At 70.5% G+C, this 25875-nt stretch carries 24 protein-coding genes and 2 pseudogenes; 17 read left to right on the forward strand and 9 right to left on the reverse strand.

From position 1 onward, the window contains the following. Window positions 1-123 precede the first annotated feature (123 nt). From OG568_RS28015 to OG568_RS28030, 4 genes are all read left to right on the forward strand, one after another. Window positions 124-1002: a GntR family transcriptional regulator gene (locus tag OG568_RS28015; RefSeq protein ID WP_329533539.1), complete on the forward strand. Its 879-nt coding sequence runs from the start codon at window positions 124-126 to the stop codon at window positions 1000-1002. Further along, window positions 951-1733, forward strand: a complete 783-nt coding sequence (locus OG568_RS28020; protein WP_329533540.1) for an HAD family hydrolase — start codon at window positions 951-953, stop codon at window positions 1731-1733. The genes OG568_RS28015 and OG568_RS28020 overlap by 52 nt, the downstream gene beginning before the upstream one ends. Window positions 1734-2041: 308 nt before the next feature. After that, complete coding sequence (locus OG568_RS28025; RefSeq protein ID WP_329533541.1) at window positions 2042-3010, forward strand: GntR family transcriptional regulator; 969 nt, start codon at window positions 2042-2044, stop codon at window positions 3008-3010. Window positions 3011-3237: 227 nt separating this feature from the next. Further along, window positions 3238-5382 carry a phosphotransferase gene (locus OG568_RS28030; RefSeq protein ID WP_266434084.1) on the forward strand — a complete coding sequence of 715 codons (2145 nt, stop codon included), beginning with the start codon at window positions 3238-3240 and terminating at the stop codon, window positions 5380-5382. Window positions 5383-5461: 79 nt separating this feature from the next. On the opposite strand, the gene OG568_RS28035 is transcribed toward OG568_RS28030, so the two are convergent. Next, window positions 5462-6433, reverse strand: a complete 972-nt coding sequence (locus tag OG568_RS28035) for a zinc-binding dehydrogenase (RefSeq protein WP_329533542.1) — start codon at window positions 6431-6433, stop codon at window positions 5462-5464. 107 nt (window positions 6434-6540) lie between these two features. On the opposite strand from OG568_RS28035, the gene OG568_RS28040 reads away from it, so the two are divergent. Together OG568_RS28040 and OG568_RS28045 are read left to right on the forward strand one after the other, a co-directional pair. Beyond that, window positions 6541-7146 carry a TetR family transcriptional regulator gene (locus OG568_RS28040; protein WP_329533543.1) on the forward strand — a complete coding sequence of 202 codons (606 nt, stop codon included), beginning with the start codon at window positions 6541-6543 and terminating at the stop codon, window positions 7144-7146. A gap of 52 nt (window positions 7147-7198) precedes the next feature. Then, window positions 7199-7594, forward strand: a pseudogene (locus OG568_RS28045) (ATP-binding domain-containing protein); the annotation flags it as partial. A gap of 64 nt (window positions 7595-7658) precedes the next feature. Here the strand turns inward: OG568_RS28045 and OG568_RS28050 are convergent. Both OG568_RS28050 and OG568_RS28055 read right to left on the reverse strand, forming a co-directional pair. Then, on the reverse strand, window positions 7659-8507 hold the full coding sequence (locus tag OG568_RS28050; protein WP_329533544.1) for a nitroreductase/quinone reductase family protein: 849 nt from the start codon (window positions 8505-8507) through the stop codon (window positions 7659-7661). 344 nt (window positions 8508-8851) lie between these two features. Next, complete coding sequence (locus OG568_RS28055; protein ID WP_329533545.1) at window positions 8852-9748, reverse strand: sigma-70 family RNA polymerase sigma factor; 897 nt, start codon at window positions 9746-9748, stop codon at window positions 8852-8854. A 60-nt stretch (window positions 9749-9808) separates the two neighbouring features. Here OG568_RS28055 and OG568_RS28060 point away from each other — a divergent pair, with 60 nt between their 5' ends. From OG568_RS28060 to OG568_RS28080, 5 genes and pseudogenes are all read left to right on the forward strand, one after another. After that, complete coding sequence (locus OG568_RS28060; RefSeq protein ID WP_329533546.1) at window positions 9809-10603, forward strand: SDR family oxidoreductase; 795 nt, start codon at window positions 9809-9811, stop codon at window positions 10601-10603. A gap of 90 nt (window positions 10604-10693) precedes the next feature. Beyond that, a pseudogene (locus OG568_RS28065) lies at window positions 10694-10876 on the forward strand (sigma factor); the annotation flags it as partial. A 173-nt stretch (window positions 10877-11049) separates the two neighbouring features. Further along, window positions 11050-11565 carry a helix-turn-helix domain-containing protein gene (locus tag OG568_RS28070; RefSeq protein ID WP_329533547.1) on the forward strand — a complete coding sequence of 172 codons (516 nt, stop codon included), beginning with the start codon at window positions 11050-11052 and terminating at the stop codon, window positions 11563-11565. Window positions 11566-11664: 99 nt separating this feature from the next. Then, entirely contained in the window at window positions 11665-12258 is a 594-nt protein-coding gene (locus tag OG568_RS28075) for a hypothetical protein (protein ID WP_329533548.1), read from the forward strand. A 130-nt stretch (window positions 12259-12388) separates the two neighbouring features. Then, a complete protein-coding gene (locus OG568_RS28080) occupies window positions 12389-12721 on the forward strand; it encodes a DUF2516 family protein (protein ID WP_434481799.1) in 333 nt (110 codons plus the stop codon). Window positions 12722-12876: 155 nt separating this feature from the next. Here OG568_RS28080 and OG568_RS28085 read toward each other — a convergent pair whose 3' ends face one another. The 3 genes from OG568_RS28085 to OG568_RS28095 form a co-directional block, all read right to left on the reverse strand. Then, window positions 12877-14250, reverse strand: a complete 1374-nt coding sequence (locus OG568_RS28085) for a PP2C family protein-serine/threonine phosphatase (protein WP_266433204.1) — start codon at window positions 14248-14250, stop codon at window positions 12877-12879. 393 nt (window positions 14251-14643) lie between these two features. Further along, entirely contained in the window at window positions 14644-15732 is a 1089-nt protein-coding gene (locus tag OG568_RS28090; RefSeq protein ID WP_329533549.1) for a C40 family peptidase, read from the reverse strand. A 339-nt stretch (window positions 15733-16071) separates the two neighbouring features. Continuing rightward, the gene (locus OG568_RS28095; protein ID WP_329533550.1) at window positions 16072-16893 is read right to left on the reverse strand and encodes a class I SAM-dependent methyltransferase; all 822 of its coding nucleotides are present in this window, start codon (window positions 16891-16893) and stop codon (window positions 16072-16074) included. A 267-nt stretch (window positions 16894-17160) separates the two neighbouring features. Between OG568_RS28095 and mshA the strand changes: the two genes are divergently transcribed. The 3 genes from mshA to OG568_RS28110 all read left to right on the forward strand — a co-directional run bounded on the left by mshA (window position 17161) and on the right by OG568_RS28110 (window position 20950). Continuing rightward, on the forward strand, window positions 17161-18498 hold the full coding sequence (gene mshA, locus OG568_RS28100; RefSeq protein WP_329533551.1) for a D-inositol-3-phosphate glycosyltransferase: 1338 nt from the start codon (window positions 17161-17163) through the stop codon (window positions 18496-18498). 124 nt (window positions 18499-18622) lie between these two features. Then, window positions 18623-19114 (forward strand): YbjN domain-containing protein, encoded by a 492-nt coding sequence (locus tag OG568_RS28105; RefSeq protein WP_266625917.1) that lies wholly within the window; start codon window positions 18623-18625, stop codon window positions 19112-19114. Between the two features lie 138 nt (window positions 19115-19252). Continuing rightward, entirely contained in the window at window positions 19253-20950 is a 1698-nt protein-coding gene (locus OG568_RS28110; protein ID WP_329533552.1) for a glycosyl hydrolase family 28-related protein, read from the forward strand. A 25-nt stretch (window positions 20951-20975) separates the two neighbouring features. Here the strand turns inward: OG568_RS28110 and OG568_RS28115 are convergent, their stop codons facing one another. Together OG568_RS28115 and OG568_RS28120 are read right to left on the reverse strand one after the other, a co-directional pair. Further along, window positions 20976-21614: a methyltransferase domain-containing protein gene (locus tag OG568_RS28115; RefSeq protein ID WP_329533553.1), complete on the reverse strand. Its 639-nt coding sequence runs from the start codon at window positions 21612-21614 to the stop codon at window positions 20976-20978. Between the two features lie 18 nt (window positions 21615-21632). Then, window positions 21633-22433, reverse strand: coding sequence for a helix-turn-helix domain-containing protein (locus OG568_RS28120; protein WP_329533554.1), 801 nt, complete (start codon window positions 22431-22433; stop codon window positions 21633-21635). Here OG568_RS28120 and OG568_RS28125 point away from each other — a divergent pair. Then, on the forward strand, window positions 22432-22926 hold the full coding sequence (locus OG568_RS28125; protein ID WP_385079147.1) for a DUF2000 family protein: 495 nt from the start codon (window positions 22432-22434) through the stop codon (window positions 22924-22926). The genes OG568_RS28120 and OG568_RS28125 overlap by 2 nt on opposite strands. 28 nt (window positions 22927-22954) lie before the next feature. Here the strand turns inward: OG568_RS28125 and OG568_RS28130 are convergent, their stop codons facing one another. Then, window positions 22955-24208 (reverse strand): MDR family MFS transporter, encoded by a 1254-nt coding sequence (locus tag OG568_RS28130; RefSeq protein ID WP_266433223.1) that lies wholly within the window; start codon window positions 24206-24208, stop codon window positions 22955-22957. Window positions 24209-24360: 152 nt separating this feature from the next. On the opposite strand from OG568_RS28130, the gene OG568_RS28135 reads away from it, so the two are divergent. Further along, the gene (locus tag OG568_RS28135; protein WP_266433225.1) at window positions 24361-25122 is read left to right on the forward strand and encodes a phosphoglyceromutase; all 762 of its coding nucleotides are present in this window, start codon (window positions 24361-24363) and stop codon (window positions 25120-25122) included. A gap of 409 nt (window positions 25123-25531) precedes the next feature. Next, window positions 25532-25870: a hypothetical protein gene (locus OG568_RS28140; protein ID WP_329533555.1), complete on the forward strand. Its 339-nt coding sequence runs from the start codon at window positions 25532-25534 to the stop codon at window positions 25868-25870. Window positions 25871-25875 lie beyond the last annotated feature (5 nt).

Genomic DNA, 25875 nt, shown 5'->3' on the forward strand with positions numbered 1-25875 from the left:
GAGGCAAAACTTCCGCCAACTTGGCCAAGTTGGTCGCCAACTCTGATTAAGTTGTCCCCACTTGGCTGGTAGTCATAAACAACTTTCAAACAACTCCCCGTAGATGGATGCGAGTTGTAGCGTTTGGTCGTGACCCAGGAGAACGTTGCAGTGAACGGCAGCAGAAGGCTCTCGCCCCAGGAGATCGCCGACGCCCTGCGGGACCGGATCCGCGCCGGAGACCTCAAGGCGGGCGACCGCCTGCCGACTCAGGCGGAGTTGGCAGAGGAGTTCGGTGTCGAGCGAGGAACCGTCCGCCAGGCCCTGCGCGCGCTCCAGGACGACGGACTGCTCAGCAACGTCAGCAAGGGCAGCCCACCACGGATCGCGGAGCCGGCCCCGACCCGGGACGAGCCGCAGACGACGATGGTCGGACTGGCCCCCCGGCTCGCGGACGCGTTCGCCGCGCCGCACGTCCGGGTCGACGCGGCCTGCCTGACCGCCGAGACCCTGATGCTCGCGCTCGGTGAACCCGTCCGCCAGATCCACGAGGGCCGCATCCGCCCGGAGTCGATCGACGTCCGCATCCTGCTCCCGTCCCGGGACATCAACCTCGCCTTCCCGGTCCCCGTCGACGGCCGCGGTGACGACGACCCGGTCCACGAGCGCTGGCTCGCCCAGCGCAACGCCCAGGTCCACGTCCTCCAGCACAACCTGCGCGCCCTGCGTTCCTCGCACGGCATCGACGTACGGGTGGCCTTCCGGGCCCTGCCCTTCACTCCGCCCGTGAAGCTGTACCTGCTCAACGGTGTCGAGGCCTTGATCGCCTACTACATGGTTCAGCGGCGTGAGGAGGAGGTGGCCAACGGCACGTTGGACATGTACGACGCTCTCGGATCCGAGTCCCTCCTCTTCTCCTTCGACAGACGGACCGGTCAGCGGGACGCCGCGTTCGTGGATCAATCCCAGAAGTGGTTCGACGCCCTCTGGGAAACCATCACCACGGACCTGACACTCTCCTAGTGACTTCTGATACGGCGCAGACTGAACTGGTGGCAGCAGAGACCGAGAACTTGCGGGAAGTGATCGAACGCGCTCGCTTCGTGCTCTTCGACTTCGACGGGCCGATCTGTCGGCTGTTCGCGGGACATTCCGCGGAGGACGTGGCGAAGGACCTGGTGGAGTGGCTGGAGCGGCAGGGGCTGCGAGGGCTGCTGACCGAGGAGGAGCAGGTCCATCCGGACCCGATGGTCGTCCTGTACGCCGTCCACCGGCGCCATCCGCACAGCGACCTGGTGACCGAGCTGGAGGAACGGCTCACCCAGCAGGAGCTCAAGGCGGTGCCGTCCGCCTGGCCCACCGCGTACGCGGATCCGCTGATCCGGACCTGGAGCGCCGTGGGCGCGCGACTGGCGATCGCGACCAACAACTCCGCTCGCACCGCCGCCGGTTACCTGGCCGGCCGCGACCTCATCGGCTGCTTCGCCCCCAACGTCTACGGCCGCACCGAGAACCTGCACCAGCTCAAGCCGGACCCGCACTGCCTCAACCGGGCCCTGAACGCCCTGGGCGCCGCCCCCTCGACCGCCCTGATGATCGGCGACGCTCCTTCGGACTACGAAGCCGCCCGGCAGGCCGGCGTTCCGTTCCTCGGTTACGCGCGTAACGGCTACAAGGAAAAGCTGCTGCGGGAGGCGGGAGCCGAGGTCGTGGTGGGGTCGCTCGAGCCGATTCTGCGGGTGCTTCGGGGGTAGCGCCGAGGTTCGTGGCGCCGTCCTGGTCGTACGGGTCGTCCTGGTCGTACGGGTCGCCCTTGTGATCCTTGCTGTCCGTAACTCGGCGCTCGCCTCGACCCGTTGATAGATGATCATGATTCTCACCCGTCCACTTCCGTGAATCGATCAACTTGCTGTCCAATTGGACTGGTTGACTTGAGATGGGTATCCCCTGCCTGGTTGATCCCTTAACGGCCAGTCAACTTCCAGTCCTGTCAATTTCGGAATCCGCCGCCAATCCGACGGGAAACGGTTTGCCGGTGGACCGGGCGAGGTACGGTCGCGATGTGAGCGAGGAACGCGGTGACGGAGGTGGTACCGAGTTCGCGCGTGTCCTGGAGCAGTTGCGCTCCCGTATCGCCGACGGCACCTACGCACCGGACTCCCATCTGCCGCCGCAGCGTGAACTGGCGGAGGAGTTCGAGGTCTCCCGCGACACCGTGCAGCGCGTGATACGGGAGCTGAACAGCGAGGGTTGGGTCAAGTCCCGTCAGGGCAGCGGAACACGGGTCGTCACCCCGATCCATCTGAGGGCGCCGAAGAAGGAGGAGCCCCGGGTGCGCGCGGCGCTGGGCACCTTCATCGCCCGGGCCTTCGCTCAAAAGGTCGTGAGGCTGGACGTGTTCACCCTGACCTCCGAGTCCCTGAACGCCCACATCCGGTTGCAGGCCGAGCGCATCCGCCTCGGCGAGGTGCAGCCCGAGCGCATCGAGCTGCGCATGCTGCTGCCCTCGAGGTCGCTCGAGCTTCCGTATCCCCGTGCGAAGCAGCCGGACGAGGACGTCGAGCGGGAGCAGGGGCAGGAGCCGCAACCGGGGCATGAGCAGGAGCGGAAGCCGGACCCGGAGCAGCATCCAGGACAATTGGACCAGTTGCAGGAGCAGCTCCGGGAGCGGTTCCGCTCCATCACCGGCCGGCACACGATTTCGTTGCGCACGGCTCTGCGTGACCTGAAGACCGAGGGCCTGGTGCCCGAGGTGCTGGTGGACATCCGGTACGTACCGCTGGCCCCGCCGTTCAAGCTCTATCTGCGGCCGGGTGTCGAGGCGCTGTTCGGGCCCTACGAGGTCCTGGAGCGCACCATCCTCCTGGACGACGAGACGGAGGTCGATGCCATTGACGTGCTCGGCCTCGGATCCACGCTGACGCGGCACGTCAACGACGAGGGCGACCCGGACTCCACGGGCTCGGTGTTCATGGAGAGCATGCAGGCCTGGTTCGACTCGTGCTGGAACCTCCTCGCCGAGAAGTCCTGACGCCCACGAGTGGTATCTCTCTCAGGTGACCACCGATTGCCCCGGTCCGCACGGCGGCCTTCGTGTGCGGGCACTAAGGTGTGCTCACCTCTCTAGCGGCGCATGAGCATCAGCTGCGACGCACAGTTATTCAGGAGTGACCCGTGGGTGGTCCGCTAAATCTCGGTAAGCCCGCTCTGCCAAGGGCGGACGACGAGGCGTACGACAGATTCGTGCGCTATGCCCGGATGCTGGGGTCGTTCAGTCGTGGGCACCACAATCTCAACTACATGGTGCGGCCGCTCACCGAGGGCGATGCCCGTCTCGTGGCCTGCGACGACGGGCAGCCGGTCACGGTGCGGGAGCGGATTCGATCGGTGTTGCCCGTGGTCATCAGGACCTGGCAGGACGAGTCGGAGATCCTCAACGCGATCTGTGGTGTTCTTCCGCACGTCCCGCGTTGTCTGGTCAAGCGCCGGGGGACGGCCGTCCTGAGCTATGTGGACGGTGTGCCCCTCTCCAGCATCTGCCCGAACGGCAAGCCGGTGGACTCCGACCTGATCACCGCTCTCGCGGGTCTCCTCGCGGACATGACGCAGGTGCGCAGGCAGCAACTGCCGCCCCTGCCGATGTCCTGGCCCCGGTCGAGCCGGGACAGCCGGGCCTTTCTGCGGGCCTTGGCGTTCGCCGCCGAGGAACAGATCAGACAGCCCAACTGGGGGCTGTTCGGCGGGTTGTTCGCGATGCTGGGCATTCCCGAGGACGCGATGGTGCGGTTCGCGGAGCGGGTGCCGAACCTCATCAGCCGTCCCTTCGGCCTGCTCCACACGGACCTGCACCGGGACAACGTGATCGTCTCCTACCACGGTGCCCCGCCCCTGATCTGCGTCGACTGGGAGCTCGCGAGCTACGGGGACCCGCTGCACGACCTCGCCACCCATCTGGTGCGGATGCAGTACCCCGACCACCAGTGGCACGAGGTGGTCGAGGCCTGGCGTGAGGCCATGAGCGCCCGGCGCAGCAAGGCCGTCTACGGCATGGACCGGGACCTGAAGCACTACGTCGCCTTCGAGAGGGCCCAGTCGGTCTATCCCGATGTCATGCGCGCCGCGAATTCGTTGGGCGACTCCTTCGACCAGCGGGACCTGGACGCCGCGACGCGGTCGGTGCACCGGGCGCTGGTGGCGGCCGAGGAGCCGCTGCGGCTCAAGAGCGTGCCGGGGGAGCACGCCATCGAACGCATTCTCTTTCGATGGAACGAGTCCCACGGGGGCCGGCACAGCCGCGACAGGTCCGTCTCGCAGATCGTCTGGCAGCGCGACACACGGGTGGCCGAGCACCCCAGGTTCCCCGAACGGGCGGTGCGAGAAGCGCTGTTCGAGGAGGGTGCCGCCGCCGCGGACCGGGTGTTCAAGGGAACGGCTCATCTCAGTACGGCGGTTCGGGTGTCGGGGGTCCCGTTCCCGGTGATGGTGCGCCGGAAGGTGGGGTCGGTGAACCCCAGGGAACGCCGGTTCCTGAACGAACACTCGGTGCTGGGAGCGATCGAGCGGTCGGGGGTCGCGGTACGGGCGCCGAAAGTGCTGGCCCTGGGCAGCAGCGGCCTCAAGGAGCAGTTCACGATCCACTCCTACGAGGGCCCGGGCGCCGGATTCCGTCCCCCGGAGCACCCGGAGGAAGGACTTCTGCCGCACGAGGCGGACGATCTCGTGAACCAGCTCGGGGCGCTGACCCACGTCGACTGCGACGAGCTGGCCCCCGAGATGCGAGGGCACGACTACTACCTGGGGCTACGGGACGAGCTGGTCCACATGGTGACCGAACTCCCCAAGGCCACCCGGGACCTGGCGCGGGAGCTCGGGCTGCCCAGCGGCTACCGGCTGGGTGAGCTCCTCGACCGCCACACCCTGGTCCCCCGTAGGTCCGTACTCCTGCACGGCGACCTCAATCCGTGGAATCTCGTGCGCCGGGAGGACGGCGGTCTGACGCTGATCGACTGGGAGATGGCGACGGTCGGTGATCCGCTGCACGACCTGGTCCGCCATATGCATCTCACCCCGACGCGGCCCGAGATCCGTGCGCGGCTGTTCTCCCGCTGGTCCCGTCTGCTGCCGGAGGACTGCACCAAGGGCTGGCTGGAGGACTGGCGCGTCTACCGCTCCATGGAGGTCATCCGTTCGGCCTTCGTGGACCTCGACCGCCTGGTGACCGGTGACAGCCTCGATGCCCCCAACGTCCGCCGTGCGGTGGATGCCTACGCGATGACTCTGGCGGAAGCGACAGCGGCGCTGGGGCTCCCGGGCAAACTGACGGCCAACCCCTATCTCGCCCGTGCGCTGCCGCAGGGAGACCATGGCGGTCAACGGACAGCCGGAGGCTCCGCGGACGCGTGACCTGTGGAGTCTGTCCGCGCCGCCGAGCCGGCGACGGGGGCCGACGGCCTGAGCGTCCGCCCCCGGCGGGCCGCCCCCGTCACACCTTCAGCACCACCTTCCCCACCAGCCCCCGCCCCTCGACCGCCGTATGCGCATCCCCCGCCCGCTCCAGCGCGAACACCTCCCCGATCACCGGCCGCAGCCGCCCCGCCGCGGCCTCACTGTGGGCGGTGGACGTGAAGCGGCGCAGGTCGGCGGGGGCGAACTGGATGTCGCCGATGCCGAAGACCGCGATCCCCCGGCGGGCGGCCTCCTCCGTGTCGAGGGGCGAGAAGCCGCCCGACGCCGCCCCGTGGGCGGAGAACCGGCCGCCGTCGGCCGTCAACGGCAGGGCGGCGGCGCCCAGGTCGCCGCCCACACCGTCCAGCACGACGTCCGCCCCCTCGATGGTCCCGCCGAGCGCCCGGCGGGCGGCGGCCACCCAGTCGCCCCGGGTGGCGTCGACCACGGCGTCCGCCCCCAGGTCCCGCACCAGGGAGAGCTTGGCGTCTCCGCGCGCCACCGCGACCACCCGTGCCCCGCGCTCGTGGGCCAGCTGGACGAGCAGCGTGCCCATGCCACCGGAGGCGCCCAGGATCAGGACCCGGTCGGTGGGGCCCACGGAGGTCACTTCCAGCAGGCCGACGGCGGTGAGGCCGTCGTGGACCAGGGCCGCCGCGGTGAGGAGGTCCACGGAGTCGGGTACGACGGTCAGGGCGGACACCGGTGCCACCGCGCGCTCCGCGTAACCGTCCGACACGAGGGACGTGACCCGGCGGCCCAGCCACTCGGCGGGAACGCCCGCACCCAGGGCGCGGACGACACCGGACACGCCACCTCCGGGGACGTACGGCGGGGTCACCTGGAACCAGTCACGCCCCCACCCCGCCCGCACCTGCGTCTCCACGAAGATCGTGTCCACGTACGCCACGTCGATCACGACCTCGCCCGGCCCCGGAACCGGATCGGGAAGCTCCACGGAGACGAGGACCTCGGGGCCGCCGAACTCCTTCGCCTGCACTGCTCGCATCGCATGCTCCTCAAAGCCGGAGAGAGGTGTCACCGAACGCCGGACAGTCTTCGACCTGAACCTCGGTTGAGGTCAAGGTGGCGCCGGGGCGTGCGTAGGCTCGGGGCATGGGTGAGATCGGACTGCGCGAGCGCAAGAAGCAGCGGATGTACGGGGCTGTCTCCGACATCGCGATCGGACTGTTCCTCGAGAAGGGGTTCGACGCCGTGTCGGTCGCGGAGGTGGCCGCCGCCGCCGAGATCTCCAAGCCGACCCTCTTCCGGTACTTCCCGACCAAGGAGGACCTGGTCCTGCACCGGTTCGCCGATCACGAGGACGAAGCCGCGCGCGTGGCCGTACAGGGCCCGTCCCCAGTGGCGGCGCTGCGACGCCACTTCCTCGACGGGCTGGAGCGCTCCGATCCCATCACCGGCCTCAACGACGCCCCGCAGGTCCTGGCCTACCACCGCCTGCTCTACGGGACGCCCTCTCTGGCCGCCCGGCTGTCCGGATACCTGGAGCGGTCCGAGGCCGCCCTCGCCGAGGCGCTCGGCGACGACCTCGGGGCCCGGCTCGCCGCCGGTCAGATCATCGCCGTACAGCGCATCCTCGCTCTGGAGAACTGGCGGCGGATCGCCGCTGGTGAGGCCGTCGAGCAGGTGCGCCCCGATGCGGTCGCCGCGGCCGAGGAGGCGTTCACGCAGCTGGGGGCGGGTCTCCCGCGATATGCGTAACCTCATCAAGGTGAGTGACCGAGTAAATAATGTTACTCGGTAACGTCATTCGGTATCCTCGGTCCGGTCGCTGCGCCGCGACGGGGAGCTGACGGTCCGTGCGGTTCCCGGCGTACGGGACGTACTGCCCGCCACCGTCGACGCGGTGCGCGGCGCGCTCGCGCACGAGGGGTCCATCGGCGTCATCGCGGCCGACCCGGACGTCGAAGGGGTACGGGAGGCGCTCGGCGCCGCCGGGATCGAGGCCGCCGGGCCCGAGGAACTGGGCGCACGTGTCGCGGTGGTGCCCGCCACCCTCGCCAAGGGGCTCGAGTACGACCATGTGGTGGCCGTCGAACCGGCGGCCGTCGCCGAGGCGGAGGAGCGGGGCCTGCACCGGCTGTACGTGGTGCTGACCCGGGCCGTGTCGCGGCTGGACGTCGTGCACGCGCGTCCCCTGCCCTGGTGACCCGGCGGCTACCAGGGCAGGGGGTACGGGGATCCGGTCACCGGCCACGCCGCTCGGGCGAGGGTCAGGGGGCGGCCGCCGCCTCCAGGACCGGGATCAACCGCTCCTCCTCGTAGGCGAGATGGGCCTCCAGCTCCTCCGTGAGGCGCACCACCTCGGGGAGTACGCGGGTCGGGTCCGCGTGCTGCTCGCCGACGACCCGGCGCAACTCCTCGACCAGCACGGCGATCCGCTCGTGCTCGACACGCAGCCGGTCCAGGACCGGGGTGAGGTCGGGGCGGCGGTCGGCGAGCGCGCGGAAGAGGCCGAGGTCCTCGCCGGCGTGATGCCGGTGCAAGCCCTGGCAGAGGGTGAGGCAGTTGACCCGGAGCTGGGCGCCGAGGGAACTGCCCGAGGAGGCGAACTCCTCGCGGATGATCGCGAGTTCGCGCCGGAAGCCGTCGTGGACGAGCCTCAGCGCCTCGCCCATCGAGCCCGCCTCGATGTGCGGCGGACCGTCCTGCGGGATCTCGTGGAGCGCGACGACAGGGATCACACGGTCCGTCTTCGCCTGGTACTCCGCCCATCCCTGATCGGCTTCCACCGCCCGCGCGAAGAGCCGGTCGCGCTCGACGCCCTCGAGGACGACGGCCTGCGCGTCGTACGTGAAGACGCCGCTCTCCACCCGCACGCGCGGGTGGGCGACGAGGTTGCGGTACCAGTCCGGGTGCTCGGGCGCGCCCCCGGCCGAGGCGATCACGATGACCCGGTCGCCGCCGTCGGGGTAGTAGCCGACGGGGGTGGTGTGCGGGGTTTTGGTACGGGCGCCGGTGGTGGTGAGGAGAAGGAGCCGGGCTCCCTCGAAATATCCGCCGACTTTCCCGTGGTGGGCACGGAACTCGTCGATGACTTGCTGGTTGAAGGGGTTGGGCATGCGTTGCTTTCTTTTGTTTTCGGGCAGGGTGAATTGCCGCGGCGCGTTTTGGGGCGCGGCGCGGTGAGGGGATGCTGGAGAGCGCGCGGAATTCCGGAAGAAGCGGACGCGCGGTGACGTGAAGACGCGCGGTGGGGTGAAGGCGCGTGGTGGGGTGAAGAAGGGGGTGGTCGGGGTGGGCGGGGCTCTACCCCGCCTCGGCCTCACTCGGAGGCCGGGCAACCAACTCGCTCACGGCGCAAGGCCGACCCGGCAGTCATGGGCGCAACGGTAATGCCGTACGTGTGTCGAGGCAATCCCGTATGAAGGGAAATACGGGATTGCCTCGACGGATTTCCTGGCCCTCAGTTGTCGAGAACGGCGATTTCGAGTCCGCCCAGTCGTTCCGGCTCCGCGATCACATCGATTTCGGTGACCAGACCGTCCGCGATCGTGAAAGCGAGCACCACGGAGAGGCGGCCGCGCGGGGCCATCGCCAGCCCGACCGTCCCGTCGATGAGCGCGACCCCGGTGAACGCGGCGCGTCCGGTCGCGGCCATCGCGCCCTTGGCCACGGTGTGGGCCCCGCGGACCACGACCGGTTCGGGGGTGGGGATGACGGCCTTGTCGGCGCGCAGGACCACGTCGGGGTGGAGGAGGGCGACGAGCGCGTCGAAGTTCCCGCCCCGGGCGGCGGCGAGGAACGCGTCGACGACCCGGTGGCGCCGGGCCAGATCGGCTTCGGGCAGCGGTGAGGCGCCCTTGACCCGGCGGCGGGCCCGGCTGGCGAGCTGGCGCACGGCGGCCGGGGACCGTTCGAGCATCGGGCCGATCTCGTCGAACGGCACGGCGAACATGTCGTGCAGCACGAAGGAGAGCCGCTCGGCGGGCGCCAGCGTGTCGAGTACGACGAGCAGGGCCACGCCCACGGAGTCGGCGAGCACCGCCTCCTCCTCGGGGTCCCGGCCGTCCGCAGGGCCGACGACGGCGTCGGCGACCCGTGCGTCCACGTGGACGTCGAGGGACTCCTCGCGCTGTCGCACGCGGGTGCGGAGCAGATTCAGACAGACCCGGGCCACGACCGTGGTCAGCCATCCGGCGAGGTTCTCGACCCCGCTCGTGTCGGCGCGGCTGACGCGCAGCCACGCTTCCTGGAGGGCGTCGTCGGCCTCGCTCAGCGAGCCGAGCATGCGGTAGGCCACCGCGCGCAGATGGGACCGGTGTTCCTCAAAACGTTCCGCCGCCAACACGCTTTCCCCCACCGTGTCACGTTCCTTTCTCGCCGGGTGTCAGAGCAGTAGACCATCGAGATTGGAGAGGCCATGACGACTTCTACGACACCCATCCTGGTCACCGGCGGCACGGGCACCCTCGGGGGTCATGTCGTCCCGCTGTTGCGGGCGGCCGGTCACGAGGTGCGGATCCTCAGCCGCCACAGCCGTGCGTCCGTGTCGGACCCCGGCATCGAGTACGTCGCCGTCGACCTGCTCACGGGCGCGGGGATCGAGCCCGCGCTGGCAGGCGTGGACACGGTCCTGCATCTCGCGGGCGCCAACAAGGGCGACGACAGGGCGACGCGGAATCTGGTGCGGGCCGCGAAGCGGGCCGGTGTACGGCACCTCGTGCACATCTCGGTCATCGGCGCGGACACGATGCCGCTCGGTTGGTTCAGGACCCAGCTGGCGGCCGAGCGGGAGGTCACGGAGTCCGGCATCGCGTGGACGATGCTGCGCGCGGCCCAGTTCCACGACCTCGTCCTGACAATGGTGGAGAAGATGGCGAAGCTGCCGGTCGTCCCGGTCCCGGGCGGTCTGCGGTTCCAGCCGGTGGACTCGCGCGAGGTGGCGGCCCGGCTGGTCGAGCTGGCGCTCGGCGACCCGGCCGGTCTCGTGCCCGACCTGGCCGGTCCGACGGTGTACGGCCTCGGCGACCTTGTTCGCGGCTACCTGAAGGCCGTCGGCAAGCGCCGCCCGCAGCTCCCGCTGCCGATGCCCGGAAAGACCGGCCGCGCCTACCGGGCCGGCGACAACCTCTCCCTCGACAGCGCCGACACCGGCAAGCGCACATGGGAGCAGTTCCTCGCGGAGCGGGTGGGCGGATCGGGGTCATGGGGGTAACGGCCTTGCTGGTCGCCCTTGTTGGTCGGCCTTGTCGGTCGTCCTTGTTGGTGGTCGGGCAGGAACGGACCCCGTCGTGGCACAGGTCGGCTGCAGCCGGTGCTGTTCACGGTCGCCCACGAGATGCTCGGGTCGGCGGCCGGCGCGGAGGACGTGCCGCAGGAGTCCTGGCCGCGGTGGGCCGACGTCGACCGCCCGCAGGCGCGTGACCCGCGGGCGTACCTCGTCCGGGTCGTCACCCGGCAAGCGCTCAACCGCCTGCGGACGCTGTCTTGTCGCGCAGCGCTGCGTGCAGGCGCTGACGCCCAACGGGTCCTTGCGCTCAAGTTCGCGGAGAGCCGGACAGGCGAGACAGGGCGCCGAAAGGGTGGGCCGCGAGCGTGGCGCAGCGCACTTTTGCAAGCAGGTGCTTGCAATTGTTAGCGGAGGTGGGGCAAGGTGGAGGCATGGCATCGCTCAACGTCGGCAATCTCGGTGAGTACCTGCGCGAGCAGCGGCGCAACGCGCAGCTGTCGCTGCGGCAGCTCGCCGACGCCGCCGGGGTGTCCAACCCGTATCTGAGCCAGATCGAACGCGGGCTGCGCAAGCCGAGCGCGGAGGTGTTGCAGCAGGTCGCGAAGGCGCTGCGGATCTCCGCCGAGACGCTGTACGTGCGAGCCGGCATCCTCGACGCCGAGCGGGACCGGGACGAGGTGGAGACACGTGCCGTCATCCTCGCCGATCCCACGCTGAACGAGCGGCAGAAGCAGGTGCTGCTCCAGATCTACGAGTCCTTCCGCAAGGAGAACGGGTTCGAGATCACGCCGGACCTGGCTCAGGGCATGGCCCAGGACATGGCACAGGACGAGGCGCAGGGCGTGGCAGAGAACATATCGGGCACCCAGCAAGCGCCGGACACCGCCGTCCGGGGCCCCCGCACGGCCGACGGCAGCGATGCCGATCCGCAGCAGAGCGCCAGTTGACGAGAACGACGGGCAACACCGCCGGGCCCCACGCGGGCCGGCCGGTCTCGCCGCGGAACACCAAAACCCTCAGCTGAAAGCGACCGGAGGACCATCACCATGGCCATCACCGACGACATCCGCAAGGCCGCCACGGACCCCACCCCGCTGTACTTCCTGGCCGGCACCGCCGACCTGGCCGTCCAGCAGGCCAAGAAGGTCCCCGGCCTCGTGGAGCAGATCCGCACCGAGGCCCCGGCGCGGATCGAGACCGTGAAGAACATCGACCCGAACGCCGTCCAGGAGAAGGCCACCATCCGCGCGAAGGAAGCGCAGGAGACCATCCAGACGAAGGTGACGGAGTTCATCAGCATCCTCGACACCGACCTGAAGAAGCTCGGTGAGTCCGCTCAGGACCTCGCCCTGCGCGGTGTCGGCGTGGCCGCCGAGTACGCCGTGAAGGCCAAGGAGACGTACGAGAAGGTCGCCGAGCACGGCGAGCAGACCGTGAAGACCTGGCGCGGCGAGGCCGCCGAGGAGATCGAGGAACTGGCCATCGCCGTCGAGCCGAAGGCCGAGCCGGTCGAGGTCAGGAGCGAGGAGAAGCCGACCGCTGCTGCCGCCGCCGAGTCGGCTTCGGCCAAGAAGCCCGTGGCCAAGAAGGTGCCGGCCCGCAAGGTCACCGCCAAGAAGGCGACGCCGCCCGCGAAGTAGGGAACAGCGAGACGCTTTCTCGCACGACTTCTCTCACGACGACGGGCCGGGCACTCTCAGAGTTCCCGGCCCGTTCTGCGGGTACGGTGGCCGTAGAGATGATTCGACTCGGGCGGTGGGCATAGTGCTGATGACGGCATTCGGCGGCTTCATGTCGCTGATCTTCCTTGCCATGCTGGTGCTCGCCGTGGTGGCACTGGTGATGGCCGCGGTGGCCCGCGAGGACGCGTACCGCGCGGCCGACAAGCAGAACAAGATGTTCTGGCTGATCATCCTGGGCATCACGGTGGCCGTGAATCTGCTGGTCCCGATCATCTTCCTGCAGATCGCGGGGCTGGTCGCCACGATCGTCTTCTTCGTGGACGTACGCCCCGCACTCCGTCAGGTCTCCGGCGGTGGCCGGGGCCGCCGCGGCGGAAGCAGCAGCGACGGCCCGTACGGCCCCTACAACGGCGGCCGCTGACCAGCGGACAGGTCCTACGGGCCCGAGACGGTGACGCGGGCCTGACTGTCACGCGCGTCCTGGCCGTCACGCGTGGCTGACGATTACGCGGGTCCAGCCGTCACGTGTGCCCGACCGTCACGCGGTCGTACGGCGGTTACGCGGCCGTACGGCGGTCACGGCGTCCGGTCCAGCAGGAGTACCGCCACGTCGTCCGTCAGCTCTCCGCCGTTGAGGTCCCTGACCTCGTTCACCGTCGCCCGCAGCAGCTCCTCGCCCGCCAGGCCCTGCGCGAGCCGACGGCGCACCAGGTCCACCATGCCGTCCTGGCCCAGCCGCTCCTTGCCCTCGCCGATGTGACCCTCGATCAGGCCGTCGGTGTAGAGCATCAGACTCCACTCGCCGCCCAGCTCCACCTGCTGGCGCGGCCAGCGGGCACCGGGCAGCAGGCCGAGCGCCGGGCCGCCGTTCTCATACGGCAGCAGTTCGACGGTGGGGGGCGCCCCTGTCCGAGCGGAGCCGGGACCCTGCGGGAGGCCGGGGCGGGAGAGCAGCGGGGAGGGGTGGCCGGCCAGGCAGAGCCCGGCGCGGCGGCCGTCCGGTGCGATGTCCACCGTGCACAGCGTCGCGAAGATCTCGTCGTTCTCGCGCTCGTGCTCCAGGACCAGCTGGAGGGTGGACAGGAGTTCGTCGCCGCACAGGCCCGCGAACGTCAGCGCCCGCCAGGCGATGCGCAGCTCCACACCGAGCGCGGCCTCGTCGGGGCCGTGCCCGCAGACGTCGCCGATCATGGCGTGCACGGTGCCGTCGGGCGTACGGACCGTGTCGTAGAAGTCGCCGCCGAGCAGGGCACGGGAGCGCCCCGGGCGGTAGCGCGCGGCGAAGCGGAGCGAGGAGCCCTCCAGGAGAGGGGTCGGCAGCAGGCCGCGCTCCAGGCGTGCGTTCTCCTGGGCGCGCAGCCTGGACTCGGTGAGTCGGCGCTCGGCCTTGTCGGAACGTTTCCGCTCCACCGCGTACCGGATCGCGCGGCTCAGCAGCCGACCGTCCAGCTCGTCGCGGAACAGGTAGTCCTGGGCGCCGACGCGCACCGCCTCCGCGCCGCGCTCGGCGTCACCGGAGGCGGTGAGGGCGAGGACGGCGTGCCGGGGCGCGAGTCGCAGTACGTGCTTGAGCGTGGTGAGCTCGCCGTCGCTCTCGGCGGCCGCCCGGCCGGGGGCGGGCAGCGCGAGGTCGAGCAGGATGCAGTGGACGTCGTCGGTGAGCAGCCGCTCGGCCTCGGTGAGGTTGCGGGCGGTGCGGATGCGGATGGGTTTTCCGGCCGCGTCGAGCATCTCGGGCACGCTGAGCGAACCCGCCGGGTCGTCCTCGATGACCAGCAGGGTCAGGTTGGTGGTGCTGTCGACCGGGGTCGTGGCGGCATGGGGCGCCGGTACTGCCCCGGCCGGGCCGCCGGTCGCGTCTCCGGATGGGCCGCCGGGTGAGAACGCGCCTTGAGCCTGACCGCTCTCCACGGCCGGGATCGCTCTCTGCCGCGGTATGGGTACGGGCATCGTCTGGGTTCCTTCCCTCCCCCCGAGGGCGTGGTGGGGCGAAGGTCCTCGACCCACCGACGGGGACCATAGCGGTAGCGGACGCCGCAACGGAATGGTGTGCGTCGCGGCATCCGGCAGGCGGCCACCGTCATATGCCGCATCCTGTACCGCACTTGGACAGGATGCGGTTCCGTCCGGAATGACGAACGTCACGTCGGCGGGGTTGAGAGGGATGTACAACCGTGGGTCGGGTCACATGGGGTGCGTCACGGCGGGGCGGGCGATTTATCGGGCTTGATGACGTTTTGGCCGCCGAGGCCGATCGGCCGACCCACACCACCAGGACCCGCCGCACGCCGTCACACGTCCGGCCGTTTGTACGCCGTCACGCGTCCGGCCGTGCGCACACTGTCACGCGTCCGGCCGGACGACCCCCAGTATCGGCATCGACCCCGCCCCCGCGATCGTCACCGTCCGGCCCGGCCGCGGGGCGTGCACGATCGCGCCGTCGCCGATGTACATCGCGACATGGCTGGCGTCGTCGAAGTAGATGATCAGGTCGCCGGGGCGCATGTCCTTGACGTCGACATGGGGGAGCTGCTTCCACTGTTCCTGCGAGGTGCGCGGAATGCCATGGCCGGCAAAGGCCCACGCCTGTGAGGTCAGCCCCGAGCAGTCGTACGACCCCGGGCCCTCGGCGCCCCACACGTACGGCTTGCCGATCTGGTCGGTGGCGAACTTCACCGCCTTCTTGCCCTGCTCGGACGCCTTGCCGCTGATCTCGGCGAGGACGCCGGAGCTCAGCCAGGCCGTCTGCGCCTTGTACGCGGCCTCTTCCTCGAGCTTCGCCAGCCGCTCCTTCTCCTTCTTCTTGAGCTGGGACTCCAGCTTCTCGGCGGCGGCGATCTGCTTCTTGATCTCCTTCTGCGCCGTGGCCTTGGCCTGGCGGTTGGCCTCCAGCTTCTGCCACTGCGCGGAGGCGTCCTTCGCGTACTGCCGCAAGTCCTGCTGCGTACGGGTCATCTCGGCGAGCAGCCCCTTGGTCGCGCGCTCGCCCTGGAGCACCCGGCCCGCGCCGTCCAGGTACTGCTGGGGGTTGTCGCTCAGCCACAGCCGCATCTCGGGCGGCAGCCCGCCGCCCCGGTACTGCGCCCGGGCCGCGGCGCCCGCGCGGTCCTTCAACTCCTCCAGCCTCTCCTGGCCCTTCACGATCTCGCGGGCCAGGTCGACGATCTCGGCCGACTGCTGCTTGGCCTTCTCCTCGGCGGCGTTGTACGCGTCCGTGGCGACCGCCGCGTCGTGGTACAGATCGTCCAGTTTCTTCCGGATCGCCTCAAGGTCCTTGCCGACCGGAGAGGTTGTCGGAGTCGGTGTCGGTGTGCGCGTGGGTGTCGGCGTCGGTGTCGGGCTCGCATACGCCACACCCGGCGCTGACAACACCGCGCAGGCGCAGGCCAGAACCATGGCCGCCGTGGTCAGGCTCCGCTTGCCGGATCCCATTGCTCCGCCCCCAAACTGATTTACCGTCAGTAACTTACGGACGCCTGGGGGATCGTGCCATGTCGGCGCGCAATGCGACAGAGGTGGGCAAGAACTCCCTTCCCCCCGGCGCGCCTCCGTAAGACGATCTCCCGGCCTGTGTGACGAACCAGTCACGAAGTTCGTTCCGTGCAGCTCACGGGCGTGCGATGGCCGCGCGCCGGACACCCATACGTCATCCAGGTGTCGCACGCCTGCCGGGCACCTCCGTGTCCGCCGGCATCCCCGCGCCTGTCCGGCGCCTCCGTGCCCGTGCGGCCCCCGCGCCTCGTGCCTACGCGTCCTTCTTGTGCGCGGCGCTCACGCGAACGGGCCGCGGGGTGCCAACGCCTCCCAGCGCACCGTGACTTCACCCTGGCGCCAGCGGGGTATGCCGTCCGTCACCGGCCAGTCGGCCCTCAGGTCGTGGACTGTGCGTATCCAGCGCTGCCGCGCGCCGTACGAGGCGTAGGGCGCGGCGGCCGCCCAGGCGCGGTCGAAGTCGCGGAGGAACGCGTGCACGGGCTCGCCCGGGATGTTGCGGTGGATCAGGGCTTTGGGCAGGCGCTCGGCGAGGTCGGACGGGCGGTCGAGGGAGCCCAGGCGGGTGGCGAAGGTGACCGTGCGCGGGCCCTCGGGGCCGAGGGCGACCCAGACGTGCCGACGGCCGATCTCGTCGCAGGTGCCCTCGACGAGCAGCCCGCCCCGGGAGCCGGGGCCCGCCGGTGCGAGGCGGGCGCACAGGCGCTGCCAGACGTCGGCGACCTGCTCCTCGTCGTACTGGCGCAGCACGTTCGCCGCGCGGATGAGTGAGGGGCTGCCCTGCACCGGGACCTCGAAGCCGCCGTGCCGGAAGGCGAGCCCCTCGCGCTCGTACGGCCGGGCCGCCGCGACCCTCGCCGGGTCGATCTCCACGCCCACCACGCGGGTGCGGGGAGCGGCCGTGCGCAGGCGGGTCAGCAGCTCTACCGGGGTCCAGGGAGCCGCCCCGTATCCGAGGTCGACCGCCACCGGGTTCGTGCTTCTGCGCAGCTCGGCGCCGTGAGTGGCCGCGATCCAGCGGTCCATGCGGCGCAGTCGGTTGGGGTTGGTGGTCCCGCGCGTCACCGTACCCACGGGGCGGGACGCGGCGCGGGTTGTCATGCGTACGAGAGTAGGCGGCCGGGAGGAAGCCCGTGCGGGCCTGTGGATAACCTGCGCCGTCCTCCGTCGCCCTGTGGAAAAGACGGGGGAGCGAGCTGTGCACGCAACTCGCCATCGAACGGTTGAGCGACAGCCGGTAATGATTCGGCAAAGGGGCGAGGAAGGGAACGCGGAAGGGAAATGGAGCGGCCTGCTCCGGCGTTGCCGCTCTTTGGAGGGTGCCGTGCGTCCTCCGCCCGGCATGCCCGCAGCAAGGAGGACCGCCACGTGAGCCAGTACGTCAGCAGGCTCGGGCGACGCTCCCCGGCGACGTCCTCACGGCTCAGGCTGCACCGCAGGCCCCGTCGCGTGGCGATGCTCTCCGTCCACACCTCGCCGCTCCACCAGCCCGGCACCGGCGACGCCGGCGGCATGAACGTCTACATCGTGGAGCTCGCCCAGCGCCTCGCCGCGATCAACATCGAGGTCGAGATCTTCACCCGGGCCACCACGGCCGCCCTCCCGCCGACCGTCGAACTCGCCCCGGGCGTTCTCGTCCGGCATGTCGACGCGGGTCCGTACGAGGGCCTCGCCAAGGAGGACCTGCCCGCCCAGCTGTGCGCCTTCACACACGGCGTCATGCAGGCCTGGGCCGGGCACCGCCCCGGTTACTACGACCTCGTGCACTCGCACTACTGGCTCTCCGGCCATGTCGGCTGGCTCGCCGCCGAGCGCTGGGGCGCGCCCCTGGTGCACGCGATGCACACCATGGCCAAGGTGAAGAACGCCGCGCTCGCCGAGGGCGACACCCCCGAGCCCGCCGCCCGCGTCATCGGCGAGACCCAGATCGTGCGCGCCGCCGACCGTCTCATCGCCAACACCTCCGAGGAGGCCGACGAGCTGGTCCGCCACTACGAGGCCGAACCCGGCAAGGTCGCCGTCGTCCACCCGGGCGTCAACCTCGACCGCTTCCGCCCGGCCGACGGCCGCGCCGCCGCCCGCGCCCGCCTCGGACTCCCGCAGGACGCGCTGATCCCGCTCTTCGCGGGCCGCATACAGCCCCTGAAGGCCCCCGACGTGCTGCTGCGCGCGGTCGCCGTCCTCCTGGACGAGCGCCCCGAGCTGCGCGGCAACATCGTCGTCCCCGTGGTGGGCGGTCCCAGCGGTACCGGTCTCGCCAAGCCCGAGGGGCTGCAGAAGCTCGCCGCCCGGCTCGGGATCGCCGATGTCGTGCGCTTCAGGCCGCCCGTCGGCCAGGAGCAGCTCGCGGACTGGTTCCGGGCCGCGTCGGTGCTGGTCATGCCCTCCTACAGCGAGTCCTTCGGGCTGGTCGCCATCGAGGCGCAGGCGGCCGGCACACCGGTGCTGGCGGCCGAGGTCGGCGGCCTGCCCGTCGCCGTGCGCCACCGGGAGACCGGATTCCTGATCCCGGGGCACGATCCCGTCGCCTACGCGCGCGTGCTGCGCGATTTCGCCGACGACCAGGCGCTGTCCGCCCGGATGGGCGAGGCCGCCGCCCGGCACGCACAGCGTTTCGGCTGGGACACCGCGGCCGCGACCACGGCGGACGTGTACACGGCGGCCGTCCAGGACCACCGCCGCAAGGTGCGCGCCCACCAGGGCTGACGCGTCCGCCAAGGCTGACGCGTCCGCCAAGGCTGACCCGCGCACCAGGGCCGGCGCGCCCGCCAGGCCGACGCGCACACCGCCCGCGGGCCGGTCCGCCGGACGTCTGACGTACGCTCCCTCCATGGCTGACGCAGCGTCGATCATCGAGCAGGTCCTCACCGAGGCCGAGCTGGAGTGGGAGAGCCCCAAGGCGGGCTCGTACGTCGTGAAACTGCCCGGCACCCGCAAGCTCTCGACGACCGTCTCGCTGATCGTCGGCAAGCATTCCCTGTCGCTGAACGCCTTCGTGATCCGCCACCCCGACGAGAACCAGGAAGGCGTCCACCGCTGGCTCCTGGAGCGCAACCTCAAGCTCTATGGCGTGAGTTACGCGGTCGACCCCCTGGGGGACGTGTATCTGGTCGGCAAACTGCCGCTCGTCGCGGTCACGCCGGACGAGGTCGACCGGCTGCTCGGCTCGGTCCTGGAGGCCGCCGACGGCGCTTTCAACACCCTCCTTGAGCTCGGTTTCGCCTCCGCGATCCGCAGGGAGTACGCCTGGCGGACGTCCCGCGGTGAATCGACCCGCAATCTGGACGCGTTCACTCATCTGACTCAGCGTCCCGCCGACTGAATTGCTGGTCCAGTCCAACTAAGTGGTGCACGACCCCTTCCCGGCCAGGGGTCTCAGTGGCATGCTCACCGCCGACGCAGATCTGAACGTCGTTCACATCCATGGAATTCAATGGACTGCGATGGAAGGCGGGCGGGTATGAGCAAGGAGCACGTGAGGATCAGCAGACGAGGTCTGCTCGGAAGTGCCATAGCCGTGGCGGCCGTCGCCGTGACCGGAGGACCGGCGACGGCCGCCGCGCCACTGCGGACAGGTGCCGCGCGACCGGACGGCGGGGGTCAAGTCTCGGCCGTCTGGCGGGAGTTCACCCGCGCTCCCTTCACCCACCCGCAGATCCCGTACGTCGGCAGGGCCGGCCACCGGGGCGGGGCGGCGCGCTTCCCCCGCCGCCCCGTCGTGGCCGACGTCCGCGCCTACGGAGCGGTCGCGGACGACGGCACCACGGACTGCGCCCCCGCGATCAACCGTGCCATCGCCGCTGCCGGGAGGGCCGGCGGTGGCACGGTGCTCATCCCGCCCGGCACCTTCCGCATCGACGACCTCATCCGCATCGGCCACTCGAACGTCGTGCTGCGCGGCGCCGGCAGCGACCGTACGAAGCTGTACGCGACCAAGAACCTCACCGAGCTGATCGGCGTCTACGGTTCCCGCTACGGCGGCGACAAGTCGTCCTGGTCCTGGGCGGGCGGCCTCATCTGGCTCGCCCCCACGGCCCGTTGGGACTCCCTGGTCGCCGCCGTCAAGGCCAAGGCCTGGCCCTTCGAGGGCTGGACCGGAAACAAGCGCGACGAGTGGGAGACCCTGACGACCGTCGCCCCCGCCACCCGCGGCTCCTGGTCGGTGACGGTCGCCGATCCCCGCCCGCTCAAGCCGGGCCGGCTCGTCCTCCTGCGACTCGCGGACGACGCCGGCCACACCCTCCTGGAGCACATGTCGGGCGGCGGTCCGGGCCCCGAGTCGTACTACTGGGACGACAAGACCAAGCTCACGAGTTACGTCCCCTACGAGTGGCCCGTACGCATCGCGCGCGTGCGGGGCAGAAAGGTCACCCTGGAGCGTCCGCTTCCCCTCGACCTACGCCCCGAGTGGGACCCGCGGCTGACCACCCACGTCGAGCCGCTGACCGGCTCCGGTGTCGAAGGCCTCACCCTGGAGGCCATCGAGACGCCCCAGTCCCCGCACCTCCTCGACAAGGGCTACAACGGGGTCGTCTTCCAGTGCGCGTACGACTGCTGGGTCGACGACGTGACGGTCCGCCACGTCGACAACGGCTTCGGCCTGGTCGCCGCCTCCGCCTGCACCCTGCGCCGCACCCGCGTGGCGGGCCGGGGCTCCCACCACCCCTACTTCTGCCGCGAGGGCTCGCACGACAACCTCGTCGAGGACTTCACCATCGAGCAGCGCACGGTCCCGGCCCCGCCGAACACCCAGCTCCACGGCATCAACGTGGAAGGCCTCTCCTCCTACAACGTCTGGTCGCGCGGCGACCTCCGGATGGGCACGTTCGACAGCCACCGCGGTCTGCCCTTCGCCAACGTCCGCACCGACATCACCGTCAACAACGACGGCCGCCACGGCGGCGACGCGAGCGCGGGTCCGCTCTTCGGCGCCCGCTTCACCCACTGGAACATACGGGTCACGAACGGCCGCGCGGGGCTGATGAAGATCGACGGTCTGGCGCCCTACTCCGCCACCGTCGGCCTCAACGAGGTGACCGAGTTCGACCAGATCGACGTCCCCGACTTCACCGGCGACCTGCACTCCCGTCTGGAGCTGTACGGGACCACGGACGTCGTACGCCCACGCAACCTCCACGAGGCCCAGCGGGACCTCTGACCCGCCCGGGCGATCCGGCCGGGACTCACCCGAGCCTGTCGTATCCGACGAAGGTGAACATCCGCTCCCCGGACGGCAGCGGCCGAGGCTCACCGGCGTACCGGTGGGCCCCGACGCCGAATCCGAGTGCGGGGTCGGAGACCCACAGCCGCTCGAAACCGCGCTCCTCCAGCCAGCCGCAGACACGCGGCACGAGGTCCGGTGCCTTGCGGTGCCGGGTCCACACGAGCGTGCCGCCCGGCCGGCACAGCGGCGCGCAGAAGTCGGCGGTGCGCTCGACGTCCTCGTCGGTGAGATTGCCGAGGACACCGCAGACGAGGACGAGGTCGGCCGGGGCGAGGTCCCGGTAGTGGTCGGTCGACGCGGCGTCCCCGACGACGACCTCGACCCCCGACAGCCCCGCGGCCCCGGCGGCGCGCGCCGCCACCTCGGCGTTGCGGCCGTCCAACTCGACGAGCCGCGCGCGGACATCGCCCCGGCGGGGGTGATCGGCGAGCACGCCGATCAGGTCGCGCCCCTGCCCGGCGCAGACGCTGACGGCCGTGAGCGGCCCGGGAGGCGCCTCGTCGAGGGCGAGCCGGACGCGGCTTTGGACGAGTGCGAGGCGGCGTCCGAGGTAGGAGTCGGGAGTGTCGTAGGCGTCGTGCCACTCATGCCAGTCCATGGGGGGAGCGTACGGCGCTCAATCCCGGCGCCCCGTTCGCGCGTACTGTCCCGGCGGCACCCCCACCAACCGCTTGAAATGGCGTGTCAGATGGGACTGGTCGTAGAAGCCGGTCGTCGTGGCCACCTCGGACGGTCTGCCGCCCTCCAGGAGCAGACGGCGGGCCCGGTCGACGCGGCGGGACATCAGGTACTGGTGCGGTGCGATCCCGAACGCACCGCCGAACGCCCGTACGAGATGGGCGGGATGGGCGTGCAGGAGCCGGGCCGCCTCGTCGAGCGAGATCCCGTCCACGAGCCGCGCGTCGAGGAGTTCGCGCAGCCGGTGCGCGAGTGTGCGGTCGGGACGCGTCTCCTCGACGAGCCGCGGGCGCAGCCGGCCGCGCAACCGCTCGGCCACCAGCGTCAGCCTGCTCTCGGCCTCGAACTCGTCGCCGGGTTCGGCGAGGGCGGTGTGGAGCTGCCCGACACGCAGCCGCAGCAGGGGATCACGCAGATCCGGGCCGTCCACCGCGGGCCCGATGAGGCTCTCGTCGAGGCGGCTCAGGTCGAGATAGAGGACACGCTTGCGGAAGCCGTGCTCGGTGACCGGCGAACCGTTGTGGGGGACGTACGGCGGCAGTAGCGACACCGTGTCGTGCGGGGTCCCGTGCTCGTGCCGGTCGAGGTCGTACCGTACGGCGCCGTCGTCGACGATCAGGAGCGTCCACGCCTCGTGTACGTGCATGGGGTACGCGTACTCGGTGTAGTGCGCGTGGAACACCTCCACGACACCCGGAACGCGCGGGCGCCATGCGGAGATCTCCCGCCGGGCCACCATGCAAACAACGTACAAGACGAGGCCGTACGGGGGTCGGCAGTCTCAGTGCATGAGCAGCGAGAACCTTCCGGCCGCCGGCCCCGTCCGTTTCGACACCAAGATCGCCGTCCTGCTGAGGGACGACCTGGAGCCCTGGCAACGACTCAATGTGACCGCGTTTCTGGTCAGCGGGCTCGGGACGGTGGTGCCCGAGGTCGTCGGGGAACCCTACGCCGACGCGGACGACGTCCCGTATCTGCCGATGTTCCGCCAGCCCGTACTGATCTTCGAGGGCGGCAAGGAGACGCTGACCGCGGCGCACGGGCGCGCGCTGTCCCGGGTGCTCCCGCGGGCGATCTTCACGTCCGACCTCTTCGCCACCGGCAACGACCGTGACAACCGCGCGGCCGTACGGGCCGTGCCGTCGGGGGAGCTGGACCTCGTGGGGCTCGCGGTGTACGGGCCGCGGAACGCGGTGGACAAGGTGGTGAAGGGCGCGCGGATGCATCCCTGAACCACGGCCGCCGGGCTCCGCTCGCCTCTCACGCGGCGCTGACCTCGGGCTTCGCCGCCGCCGGGCTCGCCTCCACCGCCGGTTCCTCCGTGGGCAGCCGCCGCATGAGCAGCCCGTACCCGAGCCCGGCCACCGTACCGACCAGCGCGCACAGCCCCCACAGCCACTCGGCCCCGAACCGGTCGATGACCACGCCGGACATCAGGGGGGCGATCAGCGCGGCCAGTGACCAGGAGAGGGTGTACATGCCCTGGTAGCGGCCCCGGCCGTGGGTCGGGGAGAGCAGGACGACCAGGCCCGTCTGGGTGGGCGCGTTGACGATCTCGGCCAGGGTCCACACGCACACGGTGAGCGCGAAGACGCCCACCGACCCGGCGAAGGCGGTGAGCCCGAAGCCGTACCCGGCGAGAACCGAGGAGATCACGAGCAGCCGCCGCGGATCCCGGTGCTGGATGAAACGGGTGACCGGGATCTGCAGCGCGACGATGAGGACGCCGTTGACGGCGATCGCCATGCCGTAGTCGGCGGGGGTGAAGCCCGCCCTGCCCATCGCGACGGGGAGTCCCACGGAGCCCTGCTGGAAGACCAGGGCGACGAGGAAGGACAGCCCGACGACGCTCATGAAGCGCCGGTCGCGCAGCACGGTCCCGAGGCCGACGTCCTCCGTGGCCTCCTTGGCCGACCGGACCGGCCGGGACTCCGGCAGCTTCGCGAAGACGACCAGCGCGCAGACGAGCGTCATGCCGGCCTCGATGAGGAAGCCCGCGAGGTAGCTGAACTCGGCGATGAAACCGGCGGCCATCGAGGAGACCGCGAAGCCGAGGTTGATCGCCCAGTAGTTGAGGGAGAACGCGCGGACGCGGTCCTCGGGCCGCACGATGTCGGCCATCATCGCCTGGACGGCGGGCCGGGAGGCGTTGCTGGCCATCCCGACCAGGAAGGCGACCGCGGCGATGGCCACCGGGTCGTGCATGAAGCCGAGCAGCGCGACGGAGGCGGCCGTCGAGGTCTGCGCGACCAGCAGCGTGGGCCGTCGCCCCAGCCGGTCGGCCATCACGCCCGCACCGAGCGAGGAGACGACACCGCCGAGGCCGTGCAGGGACGCGACGAGACCCGCGTACGAGGCGGAGTAGCCGCGGTCGAGCGTCAGGTACAGAGCCATGAAAGTGGCGACAAAAGCCCCGAGCCGGTTGACCAGGGTGCTGGTCCACAGCCACCAGAACTCGCGGGGGAGCCCCGAGACGGTCTCTCGGGCGGCGCGTCGCATGACGGCGAGTGGCATCGGTCGTCCCCCATGGATGTAAGCGGCTCAGGTGCTGATGGCAACTTACGAGTGGGAGGTCTCCGGAAGCCACTCAATTAACAGATGCCGTCAACTGTCCGGCTTCCGGGCAGGTGCGCGAGGGGACGAAGGCTTCCATTACGCTCGGACGCATGGCCGACGCACCGTACAAGCTGATCCTCCTCCGCCACGGCGAGAGCGAATGGAACGCGAAGAACCTGTTCACCGGATGGGTGGACGTCAATCTCAACGAGAAGGGCGAGAAGGAGGCAGTCCGCGGCGGTGAGCTGCTGAAGGACGCCGGCCTGCTGCCCGACGTCGTGCACACCTCGCTCCAGAAGCGCGCGATCCGCACTGCCCAGCTCGCGCTGGAGGCCGCCGACCGCCACTGGATCCCCGTCCACCGCTCCTGGCGTCTGAACGAGCGCCACTACGGCGCCCTCCAGGGCAAGGACAAGGCCCAGACCCTTGCCGAGTTCGGCGAGGAGCAGTTCATGCTGTGGCGCCGTTCCTACGACACCCCGCCGCCGCCCCTCGCCGACGACAGCGAGTTCTCCCAGGCGAACGACCCGCGCTACGCGTCGATCCCGCCGGAGCTCCGCCCCCGCACGGAGTGCCTGAAGGACGTCGTCATCCGCATGCTGCCGTACTGGTACGACGGCATCGTCCCCGATCTCCTCACCGGCCGCACGGTCCTGGTCGCCGCCCACGGCAACTCGCTGCGCGCCCTCGTCAAGCACCTCGACGGCATCTCCGACGCCGACATCGCGGGCCTGAACATCCCGACCGGCATCCCGCTCGCCTACGAGCTCGACGCCGACTTCAAGCCGCTCAACCCCGGCGGCACGTACCTCGACCCGGAGGCGGCCGCGGCCGCGATCGAGGCGGTCAAGAACCAGGGCAAGAAGAAGTAGGTTCCGTGATCACGCCCCCGACCTGCGCATACGGCGCGGATCGGGGGCGTTTTCACGGCCCGGGCCCTCTGCGGGACCTCAGCGCGGCGGCTCTCGCGGCGGTCGGAGTGCCTGATGGATGCCGCCGGTCCTTTGGTGCCGGAACAAGTACGGCCACCTGCAGTACGGTTCGTGGGGGCCGCGGGCCGGAGCGGGGGTGGGTGTGGTGCGTGAGAGGGAAGAGCGGTCGGCTTCCGGGCCGCGGGCGATGGCCGGGCCGTTCGCCCCTTCGAACCCGCGGGCATGGCTCGCCGGATGCGCTGTGGCGGCGTCAGTGGTCCTGCTCACCTCGTGCACGTCCGGTAGCGGTGACGGTGAGGCCTCCCCGCATCCCCCGTCGCCTGCCGCGAGTGGGCCGCAGGCGGCGACAGTGCCGTCCCAGAAGGAACTCACCGAGCAGGCTCAAGCGGCCCTGGCCGCCGTCCACAGCGGGAGGATGGTCGAGGCCGGCGCGGAGCGGGTGACCGACGGCATCCACACCGAGCCGAGTCTGAGCGAGGGCAGGACATACAGGCTCGACCTGGTCTGCGTCGGCAACGGCAGTGCGCGGTTGACCTTCACACCGGCGAACACCGGCACGGAGACCAAGGTGCCGTGCGATCAGTCAGTGGTCCAGCAGCGGATCACCGTGCACAAGCCGGTACGCATCGATGTCGACGGCACCAAGGGGGCAACCGGCGTGATCGCCTGGCGGATCGACGCCATCTGACCCGG

The organism is Streptomyces sp. NBC_01450 (genome assembly GCF_036227505.1).
Classification (GTDB): Bacteria; Actinomycetota; Actinomycetes; order Streptomycetales; family Streptomycetaceae; genus Streptomyces.

Bases quoted from the DNA above. Each gene is read 5' to 3' on its own strand.
- OG568_RS28030 (WP_266434084.1), top strand. From the start codon at position 3,238: ATGCTGGGGTCGTTCAGTCGTGGGCACCACAATCTCAACTACATGGTG.
- OG568_RS28035 (WP_329533542.1), bottom strand. From the start codon at position 6,433: ATGCGAGCAGTGCAGGCGAAGGAGTTCGGCGGCCCCGAGGTCCTCGTC.
- OG568_RS28040 (WP_329533543.1), top strand. From the start codon at position 6,541: ATGGGTGAGATCGGACTGCGCGAGCGCAAGAAGCAGCGGATGTACGGG.
- OG568_RS28050 (WP_329533544.1), bottom strand. From the start codon at position 8,507: ATGCCCAACCCCTTCAACCAGCAAGTCATCGACGAGTTCCGTGCCCAC.
- OG568_RS28060 (WP_329533546.1), top strand. From the start codon at position 9,809: ATGACGACTTCTACGACACCCATCCTGGTCACCGGCGGCACGGGCACC.
- OG568_RS28070 (WP_329533547.1), top strand. From the start codon at position 11,050: ATGGCATCGCTCAACGTCGGCAATCTCGGTGAGTACCTGCGCGAGCAG.
- OG568_RS28075 (WP_329533548.1), top strand. From the start codon at position 11,665: ATGGCCATCACCGACGACATCCGCAAGGCCGCCACGGACCCCACCCCG.
- OG568_RS28080 (WP_434481799.1), top strand. From the start codon at position 12,389: ATGACGGCATTCGGCGGCTTCATGTCGCTGATCTTCCTTGCCATGCTG.
- OG568_RS28085 (WP_266433204.1), bottom strand. From the start codon at position 14,250: ATGCCCGTACCCATACCGCGGCAGAGAGCGATCCCGGCCGTGGAGAGC.
- OG568_RS28090 (WP_329533549.1), bottom strand. From the start codon at position 15,732: ATGGGATCCGGCAAGCGGAGCCTGACCACGGCGGCCATGGTTCTGGCC.
- OG568_RS28095 (WP_329533550.1), bottom strand. From the start codon at position 16,893: ATGACAACCCGCGCCGCGTCCCGCCCCGTGGGTACGGTGACGCGCGGG.
- OG568_RS28105 (WP_266625917.1), top strand. From the start codon at position 18,623: ATGGCTGACGCAGCGTCGATCATCGAGCAGGTCCTCACCGAGGCCGAG.
- OG568_RS28110 (WP_329533552.1), top strand. From the start codon at position 19,253: ATGAGCAAGGAGCACGTGAGGATCAGCAGACGAGGTCTGCTCGGAAGT.
- OG568_RS28115 (WP_329533553.1), bottom strand. From the start codon at position 21,614: ATGGACTGGCATGAGTGGCACGACGCCTACGACACTCCCGACTCCTAC.
- OG568_RS28125 (WP_385079147.1), top strand. From the start codon at position 22,432: ATGCAAACAACGTACAAGACGAGGCCGTACGGGGGTCGGCAGTCTCAG.
- OG568_RS28120 (WP_329533554.1), bottom strand. From the start codon at position 22,433: ATGGTGGCCCGGCGGGAGATCTCCGCATGGCGCCCGCGCGTTCCGGGT.
- OG568_RS28130 (WP_266433223.1), bottom strand. From the start codon at position 24,208: ATGCCACTCGCCGTCATGCGACGCGCCGCCCGAGAGACCGTCTCGGGG.
- OG568_RS28135 (WP_266433225.1), top strand. From the start codon at position 24,361: ATGGCCGACGCACCGTACAAGCTGATCCTCCTCCGCCACGGCGAGAGC.